The sequence below is a fragment of the Janthinobacterium sp. CG_23.3 genome (assembly GCF_046115965.1).
Taxonomy (GTDB): domain Bacteria; phylum Pseudomonadota; class Gammaproteobacteria; order Burkholderiales; family Burkholderiaceae_D; genus Janthinobacterium.
Map to the genome: position 1 here is coordinate 1 of NZ_JBJXIB010000101.1, position 21,496 is coordinate 21,496.

Here is a 21,496-nt window from a genome sequence, read left to right on the forward strand (position 1 = left end):
TCTCTCTGTCTCTATTTTCTTCTGGGGTGGAGGCGGTGTAGTGGTAGGCCTCTTGTGGGCTGTCGTGTCCCCTTACTTTTTCGCTCCGCTCTTTAGGGGGCGACGCCGCCGCGGCGCCGGCGCCGGCGCCGAACAGCGCGAACTTGATGCTCGACGAGCCGCAGTTCAGCACCAGGATCAGTTCGGCCTGGTTTTTCATGGCGGACTCGCGCGGTACTGGTGCGCCAGCATCAGGGCGATGGCGCAGGAGGCGATGCGGCTTTCGCGCGAATCGGCGCGGCTGGTCAGTACGATCGGCACCTTGGCGCCCAGCACAATGCCGGCGCTGGCCGCGTCGCCCATGTATTCAAGCTGCTTGGCCAGCATGTTGCCGCTTTCGAGGTCCGGCACCACCAGCACGTCGGCCCGCCCCGCCACTTCCGAGACAATGCCCTTGACGCGGGCGGCGGCGGCCGAGACGGCGTTGTCGAAGGCCAGCGGGCCGTCCAGCAGCGCGCCGCTGATCTGGCCGCGGTCGGCCATTTTGCACAGCGCCGCCGCGTCCAGCGTGGCCGGCATGTTCGGGTTGACCGTTTCCACCGCCGCCAGGATGGCCACGCGCGGCAGCGCGACGCCGATGGCGTGGGCCAGGTCGATGGCGTTGCGCACGATGTCGGCCTTGTGCTCCAGCGTCGGGGCGATGTTGATGGCGGCGTCGGTGATGATGAAGGGGCGCGGATAGGCCGGCGTTTGCATCAGGAAGCAATGGCTGATGCGGCGCTTGGTACGCAGCCCGGCCGCCGGCGCCAGCACCGCGGCCATCAGCTCGTCGGTGTGCAGGCTACCCTTCATCAGCGCCTCGACCTGGCCCCTGCCGGCCATCTCGGCGCCGCGCGCCGCCGCCGCGTGGCTGTGGGCGACGTCCTCGATCTCGACGCCGGCCAAGTCCAGCCCGGCGGCGGCGGCCAGCGCCTCCAGCCTGGCGCGCGGCGCCACCAGCACCGGCACGATCAGACCGGCGGCGCGGGCGTCGAGCGCGGCCGACAGGCTCAGTTCGTCGCAGGGGTGGATCACCGCGACGCGGATCGCCGCCATCGGCGCGACGTGGTCGAGCAGGCGCTGCACGCCGCCGCCGGTGCTCAGGCGCACCTCGGGCAGGGTGGTGCGCGGGCGCACTATAGCCTCGGTCGGCGCGATGACCTCGGCCTCGCCCTCGATGACGGTCTTGCCGTCCTGGTTGACGCACAGGCAGTCGAGCCTGAGCAGCTTCTTCTCGGCCACGATGGCGCCGACGGTGACGCTGATGGTCAGCGTGTCACCGACCCGCACCGGTAGCAGGAAGCGCAGCGTCTGGCCGCGGTAAATGGTGCCGGGGCCGGGCAGGCGCGTGCCGAGCACGGCGGAAATGAGCGCCGCGCCCCACATGCCGTGGGCGATAACGCCGTGGAAGCGGGTCGAGGCGGCGAACTCCGGATCGACGTGCTGCGGATTGTCGTCGCCCGACATCACCGCGAACAGTTGGATGTCCTCGGTGCTCAGCGTGCGTTCGATGGCGGCGCTGTCGCCGATGGCGATCTGGTCGAAGGTGCGGTTGCGGATGATCTTCAGGTCGTCGTCTGGAACTATCGTCATATGCGCGGAATGGTGAGGATTGAGGCGGCGCGAGGGCCGCGGCCGCGTGTAAAACCAGCGGCAAAAAGCCGGGGTCAGACCCGTGGGGTCTGACCCCGCTCCTCCCCCGCCGCTGGCTGGGACGACGTGCGTGCGATTACTTGTTGAACTGTTTCATGAAGTCGCCCATCGCGTTGCCGAACGGCGCGGCGGTGTTCAGGCTGCTCATGGCGGCGGTCGATTCCTTTTGCCAGGCCTGGACGGCGGCGGTCATGCCCTGGAAAAAGGCGGCCTGGCTGCTGGCCAGGTTGCCGGCGAACGATTGCAGGTCGCCCGGCGTGCCCTGGCTCATGAATTGTTGGCCGCTTTCCTGCACCAGCTTGCCCGCGGTTTGCAACAGTTCCAAGTTGGCTTTGTACAGATTCATCGGCAGTTCGGTATTCGTGGTCATGGTGGGTCCTTTTAAACGAGGGAAAAAACCGTTCGCTGCTGCGAATACGGAAAGTTGAACAAAAAACAGCGCAGCCCCTATTACCGGCGGCGCCAGAAAGGTTTTCCATACTACCCCTATACCGGCGCGGTGGCACGAATTCCTCTAGTTGAGTTCGCTCAACTGTGGCGTCCGCGCAGGACCCCAACCTGACTATCAATTCAGGATGTGGTAGCCGGCGTCGACGTACAGCGTGCCGCCGGTGATGGCGCGGGCGGCGTCGCCGGCCAAAAAAGCGCACAGCGCGCCGACGTCGTCGATGTCGACCAGGCGGCGCAACGGCGCGCGCGCGGCGGCGTCGGCCAGCAGCCGGTCGAAATGGGCGATGCCGGAGGCGGCGCGGGTCGCCAGCGGCCCCGGCGACACCGCGTTGACGCGGATGCCGGCCGGCCCCAGCTCGGCCGCCAGATAACGCACCGACGCCTCCAGCGCCGCCTTCACCGGCCCCATCAGGCCGTAATCGCCGATCACCTCCTCGGCGCCCAGGTAGCTCATCGTCATCAAGCTGCCGCCGTGGCGCATCAAAGGCTCGGCCAGCTTGGCCATGCGCACGAAGGAGTGGCAGGAAACGTCCATCGCCTGGGCGAATCCGGCGGCCGAGCTGTCGGCGACGCGGCCCTGCAAATCCTGCTTCGGCGCGAAGGCGATCGAATGCACCAGGAAGTCGAGCCGGCCCCACTGCGCCGCGATGGCCGCGAACAGCGCCGCCATCTGCGGCGCCGAGGTGACGTCGAGCGGCATGGCGATGGCCGCCGGCAGTTGCCGCGCCAGCGGTTCGACGTGCGGCCGCGCCTTGTCGTTGAGCCAGGTGACGGCCAGCTCGGCGCCGGCGGCGCGCAAGGCGCGGGCGCAGCCCCAGGCGATGCTGTGCTCGTTGGCGATGCCGACCACCAGCCCTTTCTTGCCCTGCAATCCGGGATCGATCATCCTTACCTCTCCATCACGTAGGCGCCGGGCGCGTCGCCCAGCACGGGGTAGCCGAGCGCGGCCGCGCCGGCGGGCGGCGCCGCTTGCGGCGCGCCGCAGCGCTGGCGCAGCCAGCCGGTCCAGGCCGGCCACCACGAACCGTCGCGCCGCGGCGCGGCGGCGGCCCAGGCGTCCGGCCCCTGGTACGGCGCGCCGCACGCGCGGGTGTGGATCTGGTAGTGCCGGTGCGGGTGGCCCGGCTCGCTGACGATGCCGGCGTTATGGCCGCCGCTGGTCAGCACGAAGGTGATCTCGGTGACGCTTTCGCGGTGCAACTTGTACACCGAGCGCCACGGCGCCACGTGGTCGCTGGCCGTGCCGACGCAAAATACCGGCAGCGCGATGTCGTTCAGCGCGACCGGCCGGCCGCCGACCGGATAGCGGCCCGCGCTCAGGTCGTTGTCCAGGAACAGGCGGCGCAGGTACTGCGAATGCATCCGCGCCGGCATGCGCGTGGCGTCGGCGTTCCACGCCATCAGGTCGCTCATCTCGGCCGGGGTGCCGAGCAGGTAGTCGTTGACCAGGCGCGACCACAGCAAATCCTCGGCACGCAGCATCTGGAAGGCGCTGCCCATCTGCGCGCCGCTCAGGTAGCCGGTTTGCGCCATCTGCGCTTCCAGCGCGCCGATCTGGCCCTCGTCGATGAACAGCCCCAGCTCGCCCGGTTCGCTGAAGTCGGTCTGGGCGGCGAACAGGGTCAGCGACGCCAGGCGGGCGTCGCCGTCGCGCGCCATCGCCGCCGCCGCGATCGCCAGCAGGGTGCCGCCCAGGCAGTAACCGGCGGCGTGCACCTTGCGCCGCGGGACGATGGCGTTGACCGCGCCCAGCGCGGCGTGGAAACCTTGTTCGAGGTAGTCGTCCATGCCGAGGTCGCGGTCGGCGGCGTCGGGGTTTTTCCACGAGATGCAAAATACCGTGTGGCCCTGTTCGACCAGGTAGCGGATCAGCGAATTGTGCGGCGACAGGTCGAGGATGTAGTACTTCATGATCCAGGCCGGCACGACCAGGATCGGCTCGGGGTAGACCTGGCCGCTCGCGGGGCTGTACTGGATCAGCTCCATCAGGCGATTCTTCAGTACCACCTTGCCGGCCGTGGCGGCGACGTCGCGGCCGACGGCGAAATGCTCGGTGCCGCGCGGCGGCGCGTCGCTGGCCAGTTGGCGCAGCTTGGCGGCTAGCACGCCGGCGCCGCGCAGCAGGTTGCCGCCGCCCTCCTCCAGCGTGCGCTGGAGTACCAGCGGATTGCTTGCCAACTGGTTGCAGGGCGAGAATATGTCGAGCCACTGGCGCGCCATGAACGCTACCATTTCCTCGTGGTGCCGGTCGACGCCGGGTACGCCGTGGGTGGCGTCGCTCCACCAGCGCTGCTGCAGCAGGAAGCCCTGGTGCAGCAGGTTGAACGGCCACCGCTGCCACTGCGGCGCGGCGAAGCGGTGGTCGCGCTCGGGCGGCTCGACGCCGGCGCGCGCCGCGCCCGGCCCGGCGACCAGGCATGCGCCCAGGTAGGCGGCCAGTTGCCCGCCTTGGCGCAGCGCCAGTTGCGCTAGCCCGGCGCGCTTGTCCGGCGCGCCGGCCAGGTGCGCGGCCCAGTCCAGCCAGGCCCGCAGGTGGGGTTGCGGCGCCAGCGACGCGCAGGCGCGCGCCCACGCGGCCTGGGCCTGCGCGTCGAGGCCGGCGGCGCCGGGCGGCGGCATGGACATCATTTTCATGGGGCGAACTTCCTGTTCAAACTGCGCGGACCGGCATCGGCCCGGGACGGCTCAACTATACGAGCAATTGCGGCGTCGCAACATTGATCTATGTCAAAATTAACAAGATGAACTGAAAATGCGTGGCGCGGTAGAGCCGGCCGGCCGCCGGGCGTGAGATGAGCGGGCCGGCAGACAACGTTGGCTTGGAGCGGCGCGTCGCGCTTCGGCCAACATTGTCGGATTACGCGTCCCGCGAATCCGACCCACGACACGCTAGCTGCGCGCCGGTAGGATCCGACGCGGCTATTTGCGCGCGGCGGGGCCGGCGTACAGGTCGATGATGCCGCCGATGGCCTCGCGGCACACCGAGCAAAAATCGTCGCTGCGGTCGAACATGATGCACTGCATCTCGGGGCGGTAGTAGCCGGTGGCCTCGTAATTGGCGCCCTCGAAGGCGCCGGCCTGGTGCTGGTGCGGCGCGCGCGAGAACAGCTCGCGGGTATGCTCCAGGTCGGCCTTGAACAGCGCGCTCATCTCCGACTCCGGCCGGTTCGCCGCGCGCAGCTCGGCGCGCGTCTTCTGGTAGCCGCGCGCGTGCTCGTCGTATTCGGCCTTCGGCCACGGCGTCGGCAGCGCGGTGCCGGCCTTGACGTGGCTTTTCCATTTCAGCTTGGCCGGATCGCGCAGCGCGGTGGCGTTCGGCTCCCACGGCTCCAGCCGCTCGCCGTTCGACTGGTAGGCCACCGGCGAGGTGTAGTACTCGTCGGCCAGCCCGGCGAAATGGTGGCCGAATTCGTGCACGAACAGGTAGTTGGCCCAGTCGCTGTTGGCCGCCGCCGTGCTGAACTGGCCGAAAATGCCGCCGCCGCCGTAGGTGTCGTTGTTGACCAGGATTTCAATGAACTCGTAGGGCGCGTACTGCGCCAGCTCGCGCAGCGCGCGGTTGTCGACGGTGAGCACGTAGCGCTCGCTGCCGAAGATGTCGTAGCGCGTACCCAGCGGCGAGGCGTGGTGCACCCCGGTCGAGGGCCGCGACACGCCCGACTCCCGGGTCGGCAGCGCCAGCGCCCAGACGTTGAAGTCCTTGGCGCGCTCGCGGAACGGCGCCACCTTGAACAGGTGCTCGGCGAGCATGCGCGCGCTGACCTCGAACTTGGCCATCTCGGCGGCGGTGTAGCCGTCGCCGAGGATCAGCAGGTCGACCTTGCCGGGCGAGGCGCCGCTGACGCGGATCGGAATCGGCTTGGCCGGCGCCGGCGGCTGCCTGCGCACCACGTCGGGCGCGTCGGCGTCGACGTCGACGCTCCACACCACCGAGAAGGCGTTGCGCTCGTCGCGCTTGAGGATGCGCACCCGCACCGGCTTGTCGAATTTCGGGAAACGCACCGATTCCTGGAAGGCCCGGCTCAGGCCCTTGGCCTCGTCGGTGCTGCGCCATTCGGCGAAAATGGTGCTGAAGCCGCGCGAATACAGCAGCTCGCCGGTTTTCGGGTCGACCACTTCGACCCGGTTCACGCCGCGGTCGCTGTCGTCGAGGGTGCGCGCCATGTCGCCCGGCCACGGCAGCGGCTCGATGACGACGCGCTCGATGGCGTACTGCTCGGCCAGCGTGTTGCCGCTGTGTTGGTAGTCGAGGCGCACGGTGGCCGGCGCGGGAACGGCCGCGCCGGCCTGCGCCAGGCCAGCGGCCAGCGCGAAGCCGGCCAGGATGAAGCGGGGGCAAAACAGAGACATGGGTATCCTTGCAGTCGGGTCTGAATCGAATGGAAAAACGCCGTGTATTGTAAGTGTAAGCGGGGACAGACCACGATTTCCGGGAAAGTATTTCCCGGAAATCGTGGTCTGTCCCCGGTCCGCCTCCGGTCCGCCTCCCCGCGCTATTTGTAGCGGTAGAAGGGCTGCTGCAGCTGGATCGGGCGGATGTCGAGGCGCAGCTTGAGCACCGAGTAGGCCTGCGCCTCGCTGGAGCTGTAGCCGACGCTGTTGACGGTCTTGCTGAACCTGAATTCGAAGCCCAGCTCGGCCAGCGCGTCGCGCGGGTTGCCGAAGGCGATGCCGATCGCCTCCTGCTGCGAGTTGTCGATCAGATTGCCCATCAGGTCGAGCACCGCGCTGTTGCCCAGGATGTCGTTGGTGAAGACCGGCTCGCGCATGTCGGGCTGGGTCGGGTCGAGCTTGCCGTCGGCCTTGTCCGGCGACGGCGTGAACGCGCGCGTCACCAGGTTGAACTTGTCGCCGCGGTCGAGGTAGCTGACCAGGGCGTTGCTGACGTTGAAGTTTTTGCTGGTGGCGTCGCTGGTGGCGCGCGACAGGTCGATCAGCAGCGCCCCGCTGTAGCCGATGATTTCGACGTCGCGCCGGCCGGTGACGACCATCGCGGTGTTCTCGTCGATGCCCAGGCCGAGCTTGTAGCCCTTCTTCAGCATCACCGGGATCATGCGCGCGAAGCGCCCGCGCACCAGCAGGTGCTGGTCGACGAAGACGTCGTTGCCGATGAAGCCCAGCCCGGGGGCGATCTCGCGGCCGTCGGTCAGGCCCATCTTCAGCATTTCCAGCACCGGCTTGGCGTCGTAGAACATGGTGCTGCTCATGATGGCCGCGCCGGCGCTGGAACCGGCGATGACGCCGCCGCCGCGGTACACCGACCATACCGCGTCGAGCACCTTGGTGCGGCTGCCGTCCGGGCGCAGCAGCGCGCGCGTGATGCGGCCCTGGTCGCCGCCGATGAAGTAGACGCCGGCGGCGCCGCGCACCTTGGCCGCCAGCGCCGGGTCGTCGGCCGCCTCGCGGTAGTCGCTGCCGGCCAGCGTGATGGCCACCGGCACGAAGAAGGCGTTGGCGCCGTACTGGTTGAGCTTGTCGATGGTGCTCTGGCCGTACTTCTCCGGCTTGATCGAGGCCGACGGGAACACCGCGATGCGCGCGCCCTTGCCGCCGGCCAGCTCGACGATGCGCTGCCAGACCTCGGCGTTGTCGGCGCGCAGGCCGCCGCCGATGATGACCAGCGAACCGGTCGGCGTGCCCATCTCGGGCTTGAGCGTGAATTCGGGCTCGGCCTCGGCGGCCTGCGCCGCCAGGCCGGCCAGCCCCAACAGACAGGCGCAGCTCAGGCGTTGAAAAAAGATCTGGAATCGCTTCACGGTGGGGCTCTCCTGCTAATAAAGTGTCGTGCTATTTAAACGCATAGTTTGCGCTGAGAAAGAAACTGCGTCCGCGCGAGTCAGTGTACGTCGGATCGAAGCCGACCAGGAAAAACGCGCCCTGGTTGGAGAACGGCGGCTCGGTGTCGGCGACGTTGAGCACGCCGGCGCGCAGCTTCAGGTTCTTGTTCCAGTTCCAACTGCCGGTCAGGTCCCACAGCGAATACGCCTTGACCCGGCGCGCCGGCAGCAGCGCGTCGGTGGCCGGGTCGTAGGTGGTGTTCTGGTCGGTGTAGCCGGACGAGTAGTCGTTCGACAACGTCAGCGCGTCGCGCTGGTCGCGCGAGACGTCCAGGTTGGCCGGGAAGGGATTGCCCGACATCTGCGCCGGCAGCGTCGTCGCCAGCGGCCGCTCGCGGATGAAGGCGCGCTGGCCGGAGCGCATCGCGTCGAGCTTTTGCACGTCCAGCACGCCGAAGACGTTGAAGCCGTCGCGCCCGAAGTCGCCGTAGCCGGCGCTGATGCTGGCGGTGCGCTTGCCGGCGCCGCCGTGCTGGGTTTTCAGGTCGGAGGCGCTCAGGTCGACGCCGCGGTAGTCCTTGCGGGTGGATATGAAATCTGGCGCGCCGGTTTGGCGCTCGTTGACACGCATTAAAACTAACCGGCACGAATGGACTGGCGCGACTTGCGCGCCGGTTTGCCCGGCGCCGGCTCGGCGCCGTACAGGTAGGCGGCGACCGCCTCGGTCAGGCGCGCCGCCTTGTCGACGTTGTTCTTGTTCGAGACCATCAGCGCCACCACCAACGCCTCGATCACGGCCAGCGCCGCGGTCGAACTGCTGGGCAGCACCGGGTGGCTGCTGTGCGCGTACAGCACCAGGTCGCCCAGGCCGGCCAGCGGCGAGGCCGGCGAATCGGTGAGCGCCACCACGCTGGCGCCGCGGTCGCGGGCGAAATGCACCAGGCGCACCGCGTCAAGCGCGTAGCGCGGCAGCGATATGGCCACCAGCACGTCGCGCGCGGTGATATGGGTCAGGCGGCCGGCCGCCACCTCGGTGCCGCCCTGGCCGGCGACGTCGACCACGTGCGGGCAGAACGTCTCCAAATGCGAGGCTAGCAGGCTGGCCAGGTGCGACGACAAGCCGAACCCCATCACGTACACGGTGCGCGCGCCGCCCAGCCGGCGCACCACCTGCTCGAAACCGGACGGCGACAGCGCCTGGCCGGTGGCGCCGATGCTGGCGGCCGCGTATTCCAGGCTTTCCATCGCCGGCGCTGCGGCCCCGGCGCGCCGCGCGATGCTGCTGCGTAGCTTCTCGACCGGCTGCAGCGCCGACTGCAGCGCCTGCGCCACCGCCGCGCGCATCGCCGCGTAGTTCTTGAAGCCGAGCTCGCGCGCGAAGCGGCTGACGGTGGCGGTCGACACCCGGCACTGGCCGGCCAGCTCTTCGATGCCCAGCGCGGTCGCCCGCAACTGGTGGCGCAGCAGGAAGTCGGCGATGCTCTGGCGCGACGGCGAACCGTGCGCCAGCACCTCGATCAGGGCCTGGCCAAGCGTCGATTGGGCGAACGCCACGTCGGCGCTGGGCCGGGCCGCGTCGGCGCCCGCCGGCGGCGTCTTCCTCAACGGTGGCCCGGTTCGGCTCAAGGCGCTTCCTTCGCTCGGAATAGTGTAAATAGTGTAAAAAATCTTTCAATGGCGCTGTGCGGCGATCCCACTGTAGCGATGTCAAAAAGAAAACACAACAGCTTTGTGAAAATAAATTTACGTTCATTTACAGTGAGAAAAAAATGCAACATAATGGATCGAATCCCACCAACCGCGCGTCCCCGACCGGGGCGCTCCAGTCGCCATGCAAGCAGAAAAACACCCGATTTCCACGCTGCACAGCAGCACCGCCTACGCACTGAACAGTTTTCATTTCGGCGCCCCGGGAACCGGCAAAAAGGTCTACATCCAGGCCGCGCTGCACGCCGACGAAGTACCCGGCATGCTGGTGGCGCAATTCCTGCGCCGCGAGCTGCTGGCGCTGGAGGCGGCCGGCAAGATCCGCGGCGAGGTCGTGCTGGTGCCGGCGGCCAATCCGATCGGCCTGGCGCAGGCGATCCACGGCGCGCCGTTCGGCCGCTTCGACCTGAGCACCGGCGTCAACTTCAACCGCGCCTACAAGCACGTGGCGCAGGAACTCAAGGAGTCGCTGGTGGGCGAGCTGGGCGCCGACGCCGACGCCAACGTCGCGGCGGTGCGGCGCCACGCGCGCGCCAGCGTGGCGAGCTGGCAAGCGTCGACCGACGCCGACGCGCTGAAGAAAATCCTGCTCGGGCTGGCGATCGACGCCGACATCGTGCTCGACCTGCATTGCGACAACGAGGCGGTGCTGCACATCTACACCGGCACGCCGCTGGCCGACGCCGTCGCGCCGCTGTCGGCGCTGCTCGGCGCGCACGCCGTGCTGCTGGCGCGCGAGGCCGGCGAGGAACCCTTCGACGAAGCCTGCAGCCGCCTGTGGTGGGAACTGGCCGAGCACTTCGGCGCGGCCTTCCCGCTGCCGCTGTCGTGCCTGTCGACGACGGTCGAGCTGCGCGGCGAAATGGACGTCGGCTACGCGCTGGCGCAGCGCGACGCCGAGGCGCTGATCGGCTTCCTGGCGCACGCCGGCGTCATCGACGCGGCGGCGCCGTCGCTGCCGGCGCCGCTGTGCCAGCCGACGCCGCTGGAGGGCGTCGAACCGATCCTCGCGCCGCACGCCGGTGTGCTGGTGTTCCTGTGCGAGCTGGGCCAGCGGGTCGAGGCCGGCACCGTGCTGGCCGAAGTGACCGACCCGGTCAGCGGCGTCTGCACGCCGCTGCGCTGCACGGTGGCGGGCGTGTTCTTCGCCCGCAGCGCGCACCGCCACGTGCTGCGCGGCATGAACGTCGGCAAGATCGCCGGCGCCACCGCCTTCCGCAGCGGCAAGCTGCTGAGCCAGTAAGCGCATCGCGCACGTGTCGTAGGTCGGCTTACGCCCTGGCGGGCGCACCCGCCCCGCCAATTCACGCCGGTGGTTTTTGTTTAAATAAGCGGCGCCCATAAGCCGACCAACAAGGGGACCCATGAAACGCCTCAAACTGCCGAATACCTTCGTGCTGCTGTTCGCCATCCTGGCGCTGATCGCGCTGTCGACCTGGCTGGTCCCGGGCGGCAAATACGACACCCACATGGTCGACGGCAAGGCGCTGATCGACCCCGGCTCGTTCCACTACATCGCCAGCAAACCGCAGGGTTTCGCCGCGCTGATGATGGCGCCGATCAAGGGCTTCGTCGAGGCGGCCCAGATCATCGGCTTCGTGCTGATCGTCGGCGGCGCCTTCGCCGTGCTGCAACGCACCGAGGCGATCGACTCGCTGATCAAATCGATCGCCAAGGCGCACGCCCATTCGCGCCTGGTGCGCGCCAGCGTGATCCCGCTGTTCGTCACCCTGTTCTCGCTGGGCGGCGCCACCTTCGGCATGTCCGAGGAGGCGATCCCCTTCATCCTGATCTTCGTGCCGCTGGCGCTGGCGCTCGGCTACGACTCGATCATCGGCGTCTCGATCCCCTTCGTCGGCTCGCAGGTCGGCTTCGCGGCGGCCTTCCTGAACCCCTTCAACGTCGGCATCGCCCAGGGCATCGCCGGCGTGCCGATCTTCTCCGGCATGGGCTACCGCCTGGTGGTGTGGGCGCTGGCCACCGCCGTCACCGTGCTGTTCCTGATGTGGTACGCGGCGAAGATTAAGAAATCGCCGGAAAAAAGCCCGACCTACGCGCTCGACCAGGAAAAGCGCGCCGAACACACGCTCAATCTCGACGACTTCCACGGCATGACCCGCACCCACGTACTGGTGCTGTGGATCTTCATGGGGACGCTGGGGGCGATGGTGCTCGGGGTGATCGAATTCGGTTGGTACATCAACGAAATCGCCGCCCTGTTCCTGGTGATGGCGCTGGCGGTCGGCCTGATCGGCCGGCTCAACGCCGACCAGCTGGTGGCCGCCTTCCAGCAGGGCGCGCGCGACCTGGTCACCACCGCGCTGGTGATTGCGCTGGCGCGCGGCACCATGATCCTGGCGCGCGACGCCAACATCATCGACACCATGCTGCACAGCCTGATGCCGCTGGTGGCCTCGTCGAGCCCGATCTTCGCGGCCCACAAAATGTTCCTGATCCAAACGGTGATCAACTTCTTCATCCACTCCGGCACCGGCCAGGCCGCGCTGACGATGCCGATCATGGCGCCGCTGGCGGACCTGGTGGGGGTGACGCGCCAGACCGCGATCCTGGCCTACCAGCTCGGCGAACTGACCACGCCGATGATACCGACCTCCGGCATCACCGTCGGCGTGCTGGCGCTGGCGCGCATCCCGTGGATCACCTGGGCCAAGTGGATGGTGCCGCTGCAACTGGTCTACCTGGCGCTGGCGCTGGCGCTGCTGGTGCCGCCCAGCCTGATGCACTGGCAATAGCGCCAAATGCCACCTTCGGCGCGGCGGCGGTGGCGAAGCTGGCGGCGCTGACCGCGGCGGCGGCGGCGACGAAAAGGGCTTCCATGTTTTTGGCGATGTTCATGATGTTTTCCTTTGGCTGAGTGGCGTTTCGATGCTTGAACTGTAGCCAAACGGCCCCCGCGCGGCCAGCCGAATGCGACGCAACGCGCAAAAGGCGGGACAGATGACGCAAACCCCATGCCGAAGCCAATTTGTGCGCTTTGGCGCCGCCCCGCTTGCGTTAATTGAAACCTTTCCGCGATGTGCACGCGGGCCGACGCTTATATGGCCGAAATGCCCTACCACGCCCGTTCCTTGTTTATAATCGTCAAAACAACCGGACCCACTCCCCACTCTATGACAGCTCAACTCTCCAAAAAAAGCGAAGCCTGGTCGGCGCGATTCTCCGAACCGGTCTCGGACCTCGTTAAACGTTATACCGCATCGGTCTTTTTCGACAAACGCCTGGCGCTGTTCGATATCGAGGGCTCGCTGGCCCACGCCGACATGCTGCACGCCCAGGGCATCATCAACGCCTTCGACTACGCCGAGATCCAGCGCGGCATGGCCCAGATCAGCCAGGAAATCGGCGCCGGACAGTTCGAATGGCTGCTCGATCTGGAGGACGTCCACCTGAACATTGAAAAGCGCCTGACCGAACTGGTCGGCGACGCCGGCAAGCGCCTGCACACCGGCCGCTCGCGCAACGACCAGGTCGCCACCGACATCCGCCTGTACGTGCGCGCGGCCATCGACGACATCACCGTCCTGCTCGGCACGCTGCGCGGCGCCCTGACCGACCTGGCCGAACTGCACGCCGACACCATCATGCCCGGCTTCACCCACATGCAGGTGGCCCAGCCGATCACCTTCGGCCACCACATGCTGGCCTACGTCGAGATGTTCGGCCGCGATAGCGAACGCATGGCCGACTGCCGCAAGCGCGTCAACCGCCTGCCGCTGGGCGCCGCCGCGCTGGCCGGCACCACCTTCCCGATCGACCGCCTGCGCGTGGCCAAGACGCTCGGCTTCGACGACGTCTGCCACAACTCGCTGGACGCCGTCTCGGACCGCGACTTCGCCATCGAGTTCTGCGCCGCCGGCGCGGTGCTGATGATGCACGTCTCGCGCATGGCCGAGGAACTGGTCATCTGGATGAGCCCGCGGGTCGGCTTCATCGACATCGCCGACCGCTTTTGCACCGGCTCGTCGATCATGCCGCAAAAGAAAAATCCCGACGTGCCGGAACTGGCGCGCGGCAAGACCGGCCGCGTCTACGGCCACTTGATCGGCCTGCTGACCCTGATGAAGGGCCAGCCGCTGGCCTACAACAAGGACAACCAGGAAGACAAGGAGCCGCTGTTCGACACCGTCGACACCGTCGTCGACACGCTGCGCATCTTCGCCGACATGGCCGGCGGCATCAGCGTCAAGCCGGACGCCATGCGCGCGGCCGCGCTGCAGGGTTACGCCACCGCCACCGACCTGGCCGACTACCTGGTCAAGAAGGGCCTGCCGTTCCGCGACGCCCACGAGGCGGTCGCGCACGCGGTGCGCGCCTGCGTCGACGCCGGCTGCGACCTGGCCGACCTGTCGCTGCAGCAGCTGCGCGCCTTCTCCGCCCTGATCGAGGACGACGTCTTCGCCGTGCTGACGCTGGAAGGCTCGGTCGCCGCGCGCGACCACGTCGGCGGCACCGCGCCGCGCCAGGTGCGCGCCGCGATCGCCCGGGTGCGCGCGCAACTGGCCGAGTAAGCGCGCGCCGCGTCATCGCAGCGGGCGGGCAGCGCCCGCCCGGCACGCCCCCAACGGACGCCAAAGAAGCGTCCACCAGAGGATAGAGGAGACACACCCATGTTTATGCCACTCTCGCGTTTCATCGACACGATGAACGAAAAAATCGCCGGCGCCGTCAGCTGGGCGCTGCTGGCCGCGGTCATCATCTGCACCGTCAACGCCCTGATACGCTACGTTTTCAATTCCAGCTCCAACGCCTGGTTGGAAATCCAGTGGTACCTGTTCGCCGCCATCTTCATGCTGGCCTCGGCCTACACCCTCAAGCGCGACGAGCACGTGCGCATCGACGTCATCGTCGGGCGCCTGTCGAAACGCACCCAGGTGTGGATCGACCTGTTCGGCTTCATGGTGTTCCTGCTGCCGATCTCGCTGGTCATCCTGTACTACGGCGTGCCGTTCGCGTGGCTGTCGATCACCAGCGCCGAAATGTCGAGCAACGCCGGCGGCCTGATCGTCTGGCCGGCCAAGCTGCTGGTGCCGCTCGGCTTCCTGCTGCTGATCCTGCAGGGCCTGTCCGAGATCATCAAACGCGTCGCCTTCCTGCGCGGCCAGATCGACGGCCACGAATTCGCCAAGCACGTCGCCACCCCGGAAGACGAGATCGCGGCCATCAAGGCGGCCAACAACCTCGATTGACACGCGATACGGCCCAGCTGGCACATTGACGACAACTTTATAAAAAGCGGCGCAGAGACATGGAATTATTCTTAACGGCGAACCTCGCCCCGATCATGTTCGGGGCCCTGGTCATTTTCCTGCTATCCGGCTTCCCGGTGGCGTTTTCCCTGGCCGCAAACGGCCTGTTCTTCGGCTTCGTCGGCATCGAACTGGGGCTGCTGAAACCGGAGCTGCTGCAGGCGCTGCCGAACCGCATCTTCGGCATCATGGCCAACGACACGCTGCTGGCGATCCCCTTCTTCACCTTCATGGGCCTGATCCTCGAACGCTCCGGCATGGCCGAGGACCTGCTTGACACGATCGGCCAGTTGTTCGGGCCGATCCGCGGCGGCGTCGCCTACGCCGTCATCTTCGTCGGCGCGCTGCTGGCCGCCACCACCGGCGTGGTGGCCGCGTCGGTCATCTCGATGGGCCTGATCTCGCTGCCGGTGATGCTGCGCTACGGCTACGACAAGAAACTGGCGTCCGGCGTCATCGCCGCCTCCGGCACGCTGGCGCAGATCATCCCGCCGTCGCTGGTGCTGATCGTCATGGCCGACCAGCTCGGCCGCTCGGTCGGCGACATGTACAAGGCCGCCTTCATCCCCGGCCTGATGCTGACGGCGATGTACGCCGGCTACGTGCTGGCCCTGTCGATCTTCAAGCCGCACCACGTGCCGGCGCTGCCGCTGGAGGCGCGCAACCTGCGCCAGCCGAACGGCAACAGCGGCGCCGTCTCGCTGCTGTTCCTGGTCGTCGGCACGGTCGCCGCCTCGTTCGCCTTCGCCGAGTTCTACCGCGCCGGCCATCCAAACATGGCCAAGGACGAACTGGGCATCTTCGCCGCCGCCGTCGGCATCGTCGGCGCCTTCGCCTTCGCGCTGGCCAACCGCCACCTGAAACTGAACCTGCTCTCGCGCATGGCCGAAAAAGTCGTGTTCGTCATGATCCCGCCGCTGGCGCTGATCTTCCTGGTGCTGGGCACCATCTTCATCGGCCTGGCCACGCCGACCGAAGGCGGCGGCATGGGCGCGATGGGCGCGATCCTGCTGGCGATGGCCAACCGCCGCCTGTCGTGGAGCCTGATGAAACAGGCGATGAACTCGACCACCCGCCTGTCCTGCTTCGTCATCTTCATCCTGATCGGCTCGACCGTGTTCTCGCTGGTGTTCCGCGGCGTGAACGGCGACCTGTGGGTCGAGCACCTGCTGTCGAACCTGCCGGGCGGCACCACCGGCTTCCTGATCGTCGTCAACATCATGTTCTTCGGCCTGGCCTTCTTCCTCGACTTCTTCGAGCTGGCCTTCATCCTGGTGCCGCTGGTCGGCCCGGTGGCGGAAAAACTCGGCATCGACCTGATCTGGTTCGGCGTGCTGCTGGGCGTGAACATGCAAACCTCGTTCATGCACCCGCCGTTCGGCTTCGCGCTGTTTTACCTGCGCTCGGTGGCGCCGAAGGAAGTCAAGACCTCCGACATCTACTGGGGCGCGATCCCCTTCGTCTGCATCCAGGTCGTCATGGTGGCCCTGATCATCGCCTTCCCGCACCTGGTTTCGGTCGAGAAGAAAACCGACATGACCGAGCAGATCGAGTTGAAGATCGACGCCCCGGCCGACTACGGCACGCCGGCGCCAGCCGACGAGCCGAAGAAAAGCGACGACGAAGCGCCGGCCTTGAACTTCTCCACCGACACCGACAAGAAGTAAGTGGCTGCACCCGGCCGCCGCCCCGGTGGCCGGCGCCGTCGCCAGGCGGCGCGCCGACAAGGCGCGCCGTCAACGGCTTTCACCTCCCCACCATCCTTCACCTTCGCCGCGTCGTTGCCGCCCTGGCTGCGCATGACGAATATTAAAGAGGAAAAATCATCGAACATTCCGCCATTGCCACACCAGCGCTGCTGCAGGTCACGGACATGCGCTTCAGTTATCCGGAGCGCGAGCTGTTCGCGCACTGGTCGGCCGCCATCGCGCCGGGCGTCACGCTGGTGCGCGGCGGCGACGGCCGCGGCAAGAGCACGCTGCTGCGCCTGTTCGCCGGCGCGCAGGCGGCCGACGCCGGGCAGTTGCAAATCAACGACGTGCGCCTGGAGGACCAGCCGGCTGCTTACCGGCGGCAGGTGTTCTGGGTCGATCCGCGTTCGGACGCCTTCGAAAAAATCACGGTGCTGGATTACTTCAAGTCCCTGCCCGGCCTGTACCCGCAATTCGACGCGCAGGCCTTGCCCGCCCTGATCGAGGGTTTGTCGTTGGGGCCGCACCTGGAGAAGTTTTTCTACATGCTGTCCACCGGCTCCAAGCGCAAAGTCTGGCTGGCCGCGGCGTTCGCCTCGGGCACCCCGCTGGCCTTGCTCGACGAGCCTTTCGCGGGGCTCGACAAGGTGTCGATTAACTTTGTGCTGGCGCTGCTGACACAGGCGGCCCAGGGCGCCCGCGCCTGGGTGCTGGCCGACTACCAGGCGCCAGGTGACGTGCCGCTGGCGGCGACCATCGACCTGGGCGATTGAGGTGCGAAACGCGCTGCTGCGGGCCAACGTTGTCGGGTTACGCCCGATGGGCTAACCCGACCTACGAACATCAACATCGCGCCGCGGCTTTCCCCTAGTGTTCGACGATCTTCGACAGCACCGAGAAGGCGGCGCCGGTCTGCGACTGTTCCAGCAGGATGGTCAACTCGGTGTAGGTGCAGATGATGTTGACCAGGTTGATCTTGTCCCAGGCCAGCTTCTTCAGCACCGCGTGGTAGATCCCGGGCGTGCCGCGGCTGGCCGGGTCCAGGTGCAGCGTCACCGCGGTCAGGTGCTCCAGCCGCGCCAACTGGCGCTCCTCGCTGAACACCTCCTCGACCATGCAGGTCAGGCCGCGGCTGCAGATGATCATCACTTCGTTGACGCCGCGCGTGACGGTGATGAAGGCGCCGCGCTGCGGCTCGGCCAGCGCCAGCAACTGGCGCTGGCATTCGTAGCTGCGTTCGGAGTAGCGGTAGGTGAAGACGGTCAGCTCGGTGCGCGTGGTCAGCTCGCCGGTGCGCTCGCCGAGCACGATCTCGCCGCCCTGCCGCACCGGCAGGCGCTCGGCCAGGCGCCGCAGCGCCATCACCACGGCGGCTTGCCCGACCGGCTTCCACAGGTCGGTTTCGATCTGCGGCTGCAGCTGGCGCGCCAGCTCCGACAGGTTGATCAAGCCCCGCCCCAGGCCCTCGGTCAGGAAGGCCGACTCCATAACGATCTGTTCAACTTTGGTGGAAATCGACAGCATAGTTAACTATCGCCCGCCCGGCGGCGGGCGACCAAGGTCGCTCCCCGCGCACGCGCGCAAAGACTCCGTCAAATGAGGTCTGGTTTCGCCTTCCGCCCGGCCTCGCGGGCCGGGTGCGGAGGGCGTCTCGGTAGCGCCCGCCAAGCGGCGCCGCGGCGGCCGCCGGCGGCGGGGCTATGTAAGGGGCAGTGGTGCCGCCGGCGCAACGCAGCGACGCAAGACGGTGAATAGAGCAGCCAGACCTGTGCTTGAAGTCATTTGTTTCTCCCTGTGGTTCCCGATGCGCGGTGTTTTTTCGCGGTCGTGCCGCGTGCGCTTTTTATCTTCCCCATTCGACTGATATTCCGATGGGTTTTGCCTAGTGTAGAACGCAACATTAAAGGAATGCAACTAACTTTTGCTGAAAAAATGGGCATTGTGTTGCATTCTCGGCGAAATTAGAGCGCAGCCTCTAAACCGTTGCCATTCCTATACAAAACCCCGCAATCGTGCGCCTACGCCAGCGATTTCCGTGTACGGCCGCTCCCGCGAAACCCGTTCCATATCCATCAAGAATGTTTTATTTTTAATATTTTGAACGCTTGCGTCCCATTTCCGAAGAATTTTGACTTGCCCGCGCCGATGGGAATAGTGTCGCCACTACCCGCTGCCGCCACCACAAGTGGCCACCGGGATGGCAGCCAGCGCAGCGGCGACCACGTCGTTTCCCACCGCGTTTTTCAATCGATATCCATGGAGAAGAAATGAATTTACGTAAGACATTACTCGCCGCTTCCATCGCCGCCCTGCCCGTCATGGCCTCTATCCCGGCCTACGCGGCCAATCAGTTGATGGCTGCGCCGGTCAACCAGTTGTCTCCACAAGAGAACGCCGGCCTGGTCGCCAAACTCAGCGCGCAACACGCCAAGGCCGGCCTGAACGCCGACCACAGCTTCGTCATCGCCGCCCATCACCCCGGCGTGACCGGCACCAAGATCAGCCGCGCCCAGCACACCTTCAAGGGCTTGCGCGTGTTCGGCTCGGAAACCGTGGTCGTCACCAATAACGCCGGCGACATCGTCAGCGAATCCGTGGCCGACCGCCGCGCCGGCCTGGCCAGCGGCGCCGGCAACACCGTCGACGGCGCCGCCGGCGCCCGCTTCGACGTCACGCCGTCGATCAGCGGCAGCGCCGCCATCGACCTGGTGGTCAAGGCCGTCGCGCCGCGCGCCATCCACTTCAGCGCGCCGGTGGCCGAGCTGCTGGTCTGGCCGGTGATGAAGTCGGTGCGCGTGGCCGGCGCCGTCAACAAGTCCGAGGCCGCCCTCAACGCGCTCGACCTGGAAGAGGTGGTCGACCACTACGAGCTGGCCTACCTGGTACAAACGCGCATGATCAGCGGCACCAAGCCGATCTATTTCGACACCGTCGTCAGCGCTAAGAACGGCAGCGTGCTGGCCCAGTGGAAGGCGCTGAAAACCGTGGTCGGCGTCGGCAACAGCCAGTACAACGGCCAGGTGCCGATCAGCACCACCCTGAGCGGCAGCAGCTACATGATGAAGGATCCAAACCGCGGCGTCGGCGGCACCTTCGGCGCGATGGCCATCACCAACGCCAACCACGGCACCAGCGCCGGCAGCGTCTACGCCAACGCCAGCAACACCTGGGGCGACGGCCAGCAATACATCAGCGGCGGCAGCACCACCAACGCCAACGGCCAGACCGCCGCCGTAAACGCCATGTGGGGCTTGATGAACACCTACGACATGTTGAAAAACGTGCTTGGTTGGAGCAGCCTGGACGGCAACAACACCGCCACCTACATCGCCGCCCACGTCAACACCGCCTACGACAACGCCTACTACGACGACAATTGCAAGTGCATGTTCATCGGCGACGGCAGCTCGTTCAACAGCCTCGGCTCGATCGACGTGATCGGCCACGAAATGGGCCACGGCGTCACCGCCGCCACCTCCAACCTGAACTACGCCGCCGAATCGGGCGGCTTGAACGAGTCCAGCTCGGACATCAGCGGCGAGGCCGTCGAAGCCTACGCGCGCGCCGGCGGCACCGGCACCACCATCCCGAACAGCGGCAACGACTGGATGATGGGCAAGGAAATCAGCAAGACCGGCCAGCCGCTGCGCTGGATGTTCAAGCCAAGCAAGGACGGCAGCAGCCCGAACGCCTGGAGCAGCACCATCAAGAACCTCGACGTCCATTACAGCAGCGGCCCGAACAACCGCATGTTCTACTTCCTGTCGCAGGGCTCGAATTCGACCTCCAGCAGCGACTACTACAGCTCCTACCTGAACAAGGCGCCGCTGGCGATGACCGGCATCGGCACCGACAAGGCCTACCGCATCTGGTTCAAGGCCCTGTCGACCAAGTTCACCTCGACCACCAACTACGCCGACGCGCGCAACAAGGTGCTGCAGTCGGCCGAGGAGCTGTACGGCGTCGGTAGCGCCGAGGCCACCGCCGTCAAGCGCGCCTACGCCGCCATCAACGTCGGCCTCGACGTCGATGAAACCGCCACCGGCGGCGCCGTCGTCATCACCACCCAGCCGGCCAACGTCACGGTCGCGCCGGGCGCCAGCGCCTCGTTCGCCGTCGGCGCCGGCGGCGGCACCGCGCCGTACAGCTACAAGTGGTACCGCAACGGCGCCCTGATCAGCGGCGCCACCTCGGCCAGCTACGGCTTCACCGCGCAGGCGGCCGACAGCGGCGCCGTGTTCAAGGCCAGCGTGACCGACGCTTCGTCGCCGGCCGTCACCGTGACCTCGGGCAACGCCACGCTGACGGTGTCGAGCAACACTTCCAGCGAGCTGGTCACCAACGGCGGCTTCGAGGCCGGCGCCACCGGCTGGAGCGGCACCACCGGCGCCATCGGCACCTTCGCCGGCCAGAGCGCCTTCGAGGGCAGCAAGTACGCCTGGCTGGGCGGCAACGGCACGACCTCGACGGAAACGCTGTCGCAGAGCGTGACGATTCCGGCGTCGGCCACCGCGGCCACGCTGAGCTTCGCGCTGCACATCGACACGGCCGAAACCGGCAGCACGGCTTACGACACGCTGAAGGTCACCGTGAAGAACGCCGCCGGCACCGTGCTCGGCACCCTGGCCACGTACAGCAACACGACCCCGGCCAGTGGCTACCAGAGCCGCACCTTCAGCCTGCTCGCCTACAAGGGCCAGACCGTGCAGATCTCGTTCGGCATGACCGAGGACGCGTCGCTGCAAACCTCGTTCGTCGTCGACAAGGTCAGCCTGGTCACCCAGTAAGCCAGCCGGCGTTGCCGCCCGGGGGGAGGGGGGGGGGGGGGGGCAGGGGGGGGGGGGGGGGGGGGAGCCCGAGACTTTTTCGGCAGCCACTGGCCCCTCTTTCGCCAAAAACCCCCCCTTTTAACACCCCAAAAGCGGAAGGTGGG

The 21,496-nt window shown here is 67.1% G+C and carries 16 protein-coding genes and 1 pseudogene; 7 read left to right on the forward strand and 10 right to left on the reverse strand.

Annotated elements, in window-relative coordinates; genetic code table 11:
• The 9 genes and pseudogenes from ACFDR9_RS20440 to ACFDR9_RS20480 form a co-directional block, all read right to left on the reverse strand.
• Positions 1-199, reverse strand: a pseudogene (locus tag ACFDR9_RS20440) (acetate kinase); the annotation flags it as partial.
• Complete coding sequence (locus tag ACFDR9_RS20445; RefSeq protein WP_409032178.1) at positions 196-1,611, reverse strand: bifunctional enoyl-CoA hydratase/phosphate acetyltransferase; 1,416 nt, start codon at positions 1,609-1,611, stop codon at positions 196-198. The pseudogene ACFDR9_RS20440 and the gene ACFDR9_RS20445, both read right to left, overlap by 4 nt.
• 136 nt (positions 1,612-1,747) lie before the next feature.
• Positions 1,748-2,041, reverse strand: coding sequence for a hypothetical protein (locus ACFDR9_RS20450; protein WP_409032179.1), 294 nt, complete (start codon positions 2,039-2,041; stop codon positions 1,748-1,750).
• A gap of 195 nt (positions 2,042-2,236) precedes the next feature.
• Positions 2,237-3,007 (reverse strand): enoyl-ACP reductase FabI, encoded by a 771-nt coding sequence (fabI, locus tag ACFDR9_RS20455; RefSeq protein WP_017877391.1) that lies wholly within the window; start codon positions 3,005-3,007, stop codon positions 2,237-2,239.
• A gap of 2 nt (positions 3,008-3,009) precedes the next feature.
• Positions 3,010-4,755: a PHA/PHB synthase family protein gene (locus tag ACFDR9_RS20460; RefSeq protein WP_409032180.1), complete on the reverse strand. Its 1,746-nt coding sequence runs from the start codon at positions 4,753-4,755 to the stop codon at positions 3,010-3,012.
• A 285-nt stretch (positions 4,756-5,040) separates the two neighbouring features.
• Positions 5,041-6,471: a M64 family metallopeptidase gene (locus ACFDR9_RS20465; protein WP_409032181.1), complete on the reverse strand. Its 1,431-nt coding sequence runs from the start codon at positions 6,469-6,471 to the stop codon at positions 5,041-5,043.
• Positions 6,472-6,614: 143 nt separating this feature from the next.
• Positions 6,615-7,763, reverse strand: a complete 1,149-nt coding sequence (locus ACFDR9_RS20470) for a cyanophycinase (RefSeq protein WP_409032188.1) — start codon at positions 7,761-7,763, stop codon at positions 6,615-6,617.
• 145 nt (positions 7,764-7,908) lie between these two features.
• A complete protein-coding gene (locus ACFDR9_RS20475) occupies positions 7,909-8,529 on the reverse strand; it encodes a hypothetical protein (RefSeq protein WP_409032182.1) in 621 nt (206 codons plus the stop codon).
• Positions 8,530-8,534: 5 nt separating this feature from the next.
• The gene (locus ACFDR9_RS20480) at positions 8,535-9,524 is read right to left on the reverse strand and encodes a MurR/RpiR family transcriptional regulator (protein ID WP_409032183.1); all 990 of its coding nucleotides are present in this window, start codon (positions 9,522-9,524) and stop codon (positions 8,535-8,537) included.
• 205 nt (positions 9,525-9,729) lie between these two features.
• On the opposite strand from ACFDR9_RS20480, the gene ACFDR9_RS20485 reads away from it, so the two are divergent.
• The 6 genes from ACFDR9_RS20485 to ACFDR9_RS20510 all read left to right on the forward strand — a co-directional run bounded on the left by ACFDR9_RS20485 (position 9,730) and on the right by ACFDR9_RS20510 (position 17,336).
• Positions 9,730-10,848 carry a succinylglutamate desuccinylase/aspartoacylase family protein gene (locus ACFDR9_RS20485; RefSeq protein ID WP_409032184.1) on the forward strand — a complete coding sequence of 373 codons (1,119 nt, stop codon included), beginning with the start codon at positions 9,730-9,732 and terminating at the stop codon, positions 10,846-10,848.
• A 121-nt stretch (positions 10,849-10,969) separates the two neighbouring features.
• Positions 10,970-12,358 carry a YfcC family protein gene (locus ACFDR9_RS20490; RefSeq protein ID WP_409032185.1) on the forward strand — a complete coding sequence of 463 codons (1,389 nt, stop codon included), beginning with the start codon at positions 10,970-10,972 and terminating at the stop codon, positions 12,356-12,358.
• A 378-nt stretch (positions 12,359-12,736) separates the two neighbouring features.
• Positions 12,737-14,134, forward strand: a complete 1,398-nt coding sequence (gene argH / locus ACFDR9_RS20495; protein ID WP_017877401.1) for an argininosuccinate lyase — start codon at positions 12,737-12,739, stop codon at positions 14,132-14,134.
• Between the two features lie 105 nt (positions 14,135-14,239).
• The gene (locus ACFDR9_RS20500) at positions 14,240-14,812 is read left to right on the forward strand and encodes a TRAP transporter small permease subunit (RefSeq protein WP_409032189.1); all 573 of its coding nucleotides are present in this window, start codon (positions 14,240-14,242) and stop codon (positions 14,810-14,812) included.
• A 59-nt stretch (positions 14,813-14,871) separates the two neighbouring features.
• A complete protein-coding gene (locus ACFDR9_RS20505) occupies positions 14,872-16,539 on the forward strand; it encodes a TRAP transporter large permease subunit (protein WP_017877403.1) in 1,668 nt (555 codons plus the stop codon).
• 206 nt (positions 16,540-16,745) lie between these two features.
• The gene (locus ACFDR9_RS20510) at positions 16,746-17,336 is read left to right on the forward strand and encodes an ATP-binding cassette domain-containing protein (protein WP_409032186.1); all 591 of its coding nucleotides are present in this window, start codon (positions 16,746-16,748) and stop codon (positions 17,334-17,336) included.
• Positions 17,337-17,430: 94 nt separating this feature from the next.
• Here the strand turns inward: ACFDR9_RS20510 and ACFDR9_RS20515 are convergent, their stop codons facing one another.
• Positions 17,431-18,087, reverse strand: coding sequence for a hypothetical protein (locus ACFDR9_RS20515; protein ID WP_017877412.1), 657 nt, complete (start codon positions 18,085-18,087; stop codon positions 17,431-17,433).
• 743 nt (positions 18,088-18,830) lie between these two features.
• Here ACFDR9_RS20515 and ACFDR9_RS20520 point away from each other — a divergent pair.
• Entirely contained in the window at positions 18,831-21,350 is a 2,520-nt protein-coding gene (locus ACFDR9_RS20520) for a M4 family metallopeptidase (protein ID WP_409032187.1), read from the forward strand.
• Positions 21,351-21,496: the final 146 nt, after the last annotated feature.

Coding starts and splice junctions, on each gene's coding strand:
- ACFDR9_RS20445 (WP_409032178.1), bottom strand. CDS start 1,611: ATGACGATAGTTCCAGACGACGACCTGAAGATCATCCGCAACCGCACC.
- ACFDR9_RS20450 (WP_409032179.1), bottom strand. CDS start 2,041: ATGACCACGAATACCGAACTGCCGATGAATCTGTACAAAGCCAACTTG.
- fabI (WP_017877391.1), bottom strand. CDS start 3,007: ATGATCGATCCCGGATTGCAGGGCAAGAAAGGGCTGGTGGTCGGCATC.
- ACFDR9_RS20460 (WP_409032180.1), bottom strand. CDS start 4,755: ATGAAAATGATGTCCATGCCGCCGCCCGGCGCCGCCGGCCTCGACGCG.
- ACFDR9_RS20465 (WP_409032181.1), bottom strand. CDS start 6,471: ATGTCTCTGTTTTGCCCCCGCTTCATCCTGGCCGGCTTCGCGCTGGCC.
- ACFDR9_RS20470 (WP_409032188.1), bottom strand. CDS start 7,763: ATGGGCACGCCGACCGGTTCGCTGGTCATCATCGGCGGCGGCCTGCGC.
- ACFDR9_RS20475 (WP_409032182.1), bottom strand. CDS start 8,529: ATGCGTGTCAACGAGCGCCAAACCGGCGCGCCAGATTTCATATCCACC.
- ACFDR9_RS20485 (WP_409032184.1), top strand. CDS start 9,730: ATGCAAGCAGAAAAACACCCGATTTCCACGCTGCACAGCAGCACCGCC.
- ACFDR9_RS20490 (WP_409032185.1), top strand. CDS start 10,970: ATGAAACGCCTCAAACTGCCGAATACCTTCGTGCTGCTGTTCGCCATC.
- argH (WP_017877401.1), top strand. CDS start 12,737: ATGACAGCTCAACTCTCCAAAAAAAGCGAAGCCTGGTCGGCGCGATTC.
- ACFDR9_RS20500 (WP_409032189.1), top strand. CDS start 14,240: ATGCCACTCTCGCGTTTCATCGACACGATGAACGAAAAAATCGCCGGC.
- ACFDR9_RS20505 (WP_017877403.1), top strand. CDS start 14,872: ATGGAATTATTCTTAACGGCGAACCTCGCCCCGATCATGTTCGGGGCC.
- ACFDR9_RS20510 (WP_409032186.1), top strand. CDS start 16,746: ATGCGCTTCAGTTATCCGGAGCGCGAGCTGTTCGCGCACTGGTCGGCC.
- ACFDR9_RS20515 (WP_017877412.1), bottom strand. CDS start 18,087: ATGCTGTCGATTTCCACCAAAGTTGAACAGATCGTTATGGAGTCGGCC.
- ACFDR9_RS20520 (WP_409032187.1), top strand. CDS start 18,831: ATGAATTTACGTAAGACATTACTCGCCGCTTCCATCGCCGCCCTGCCC.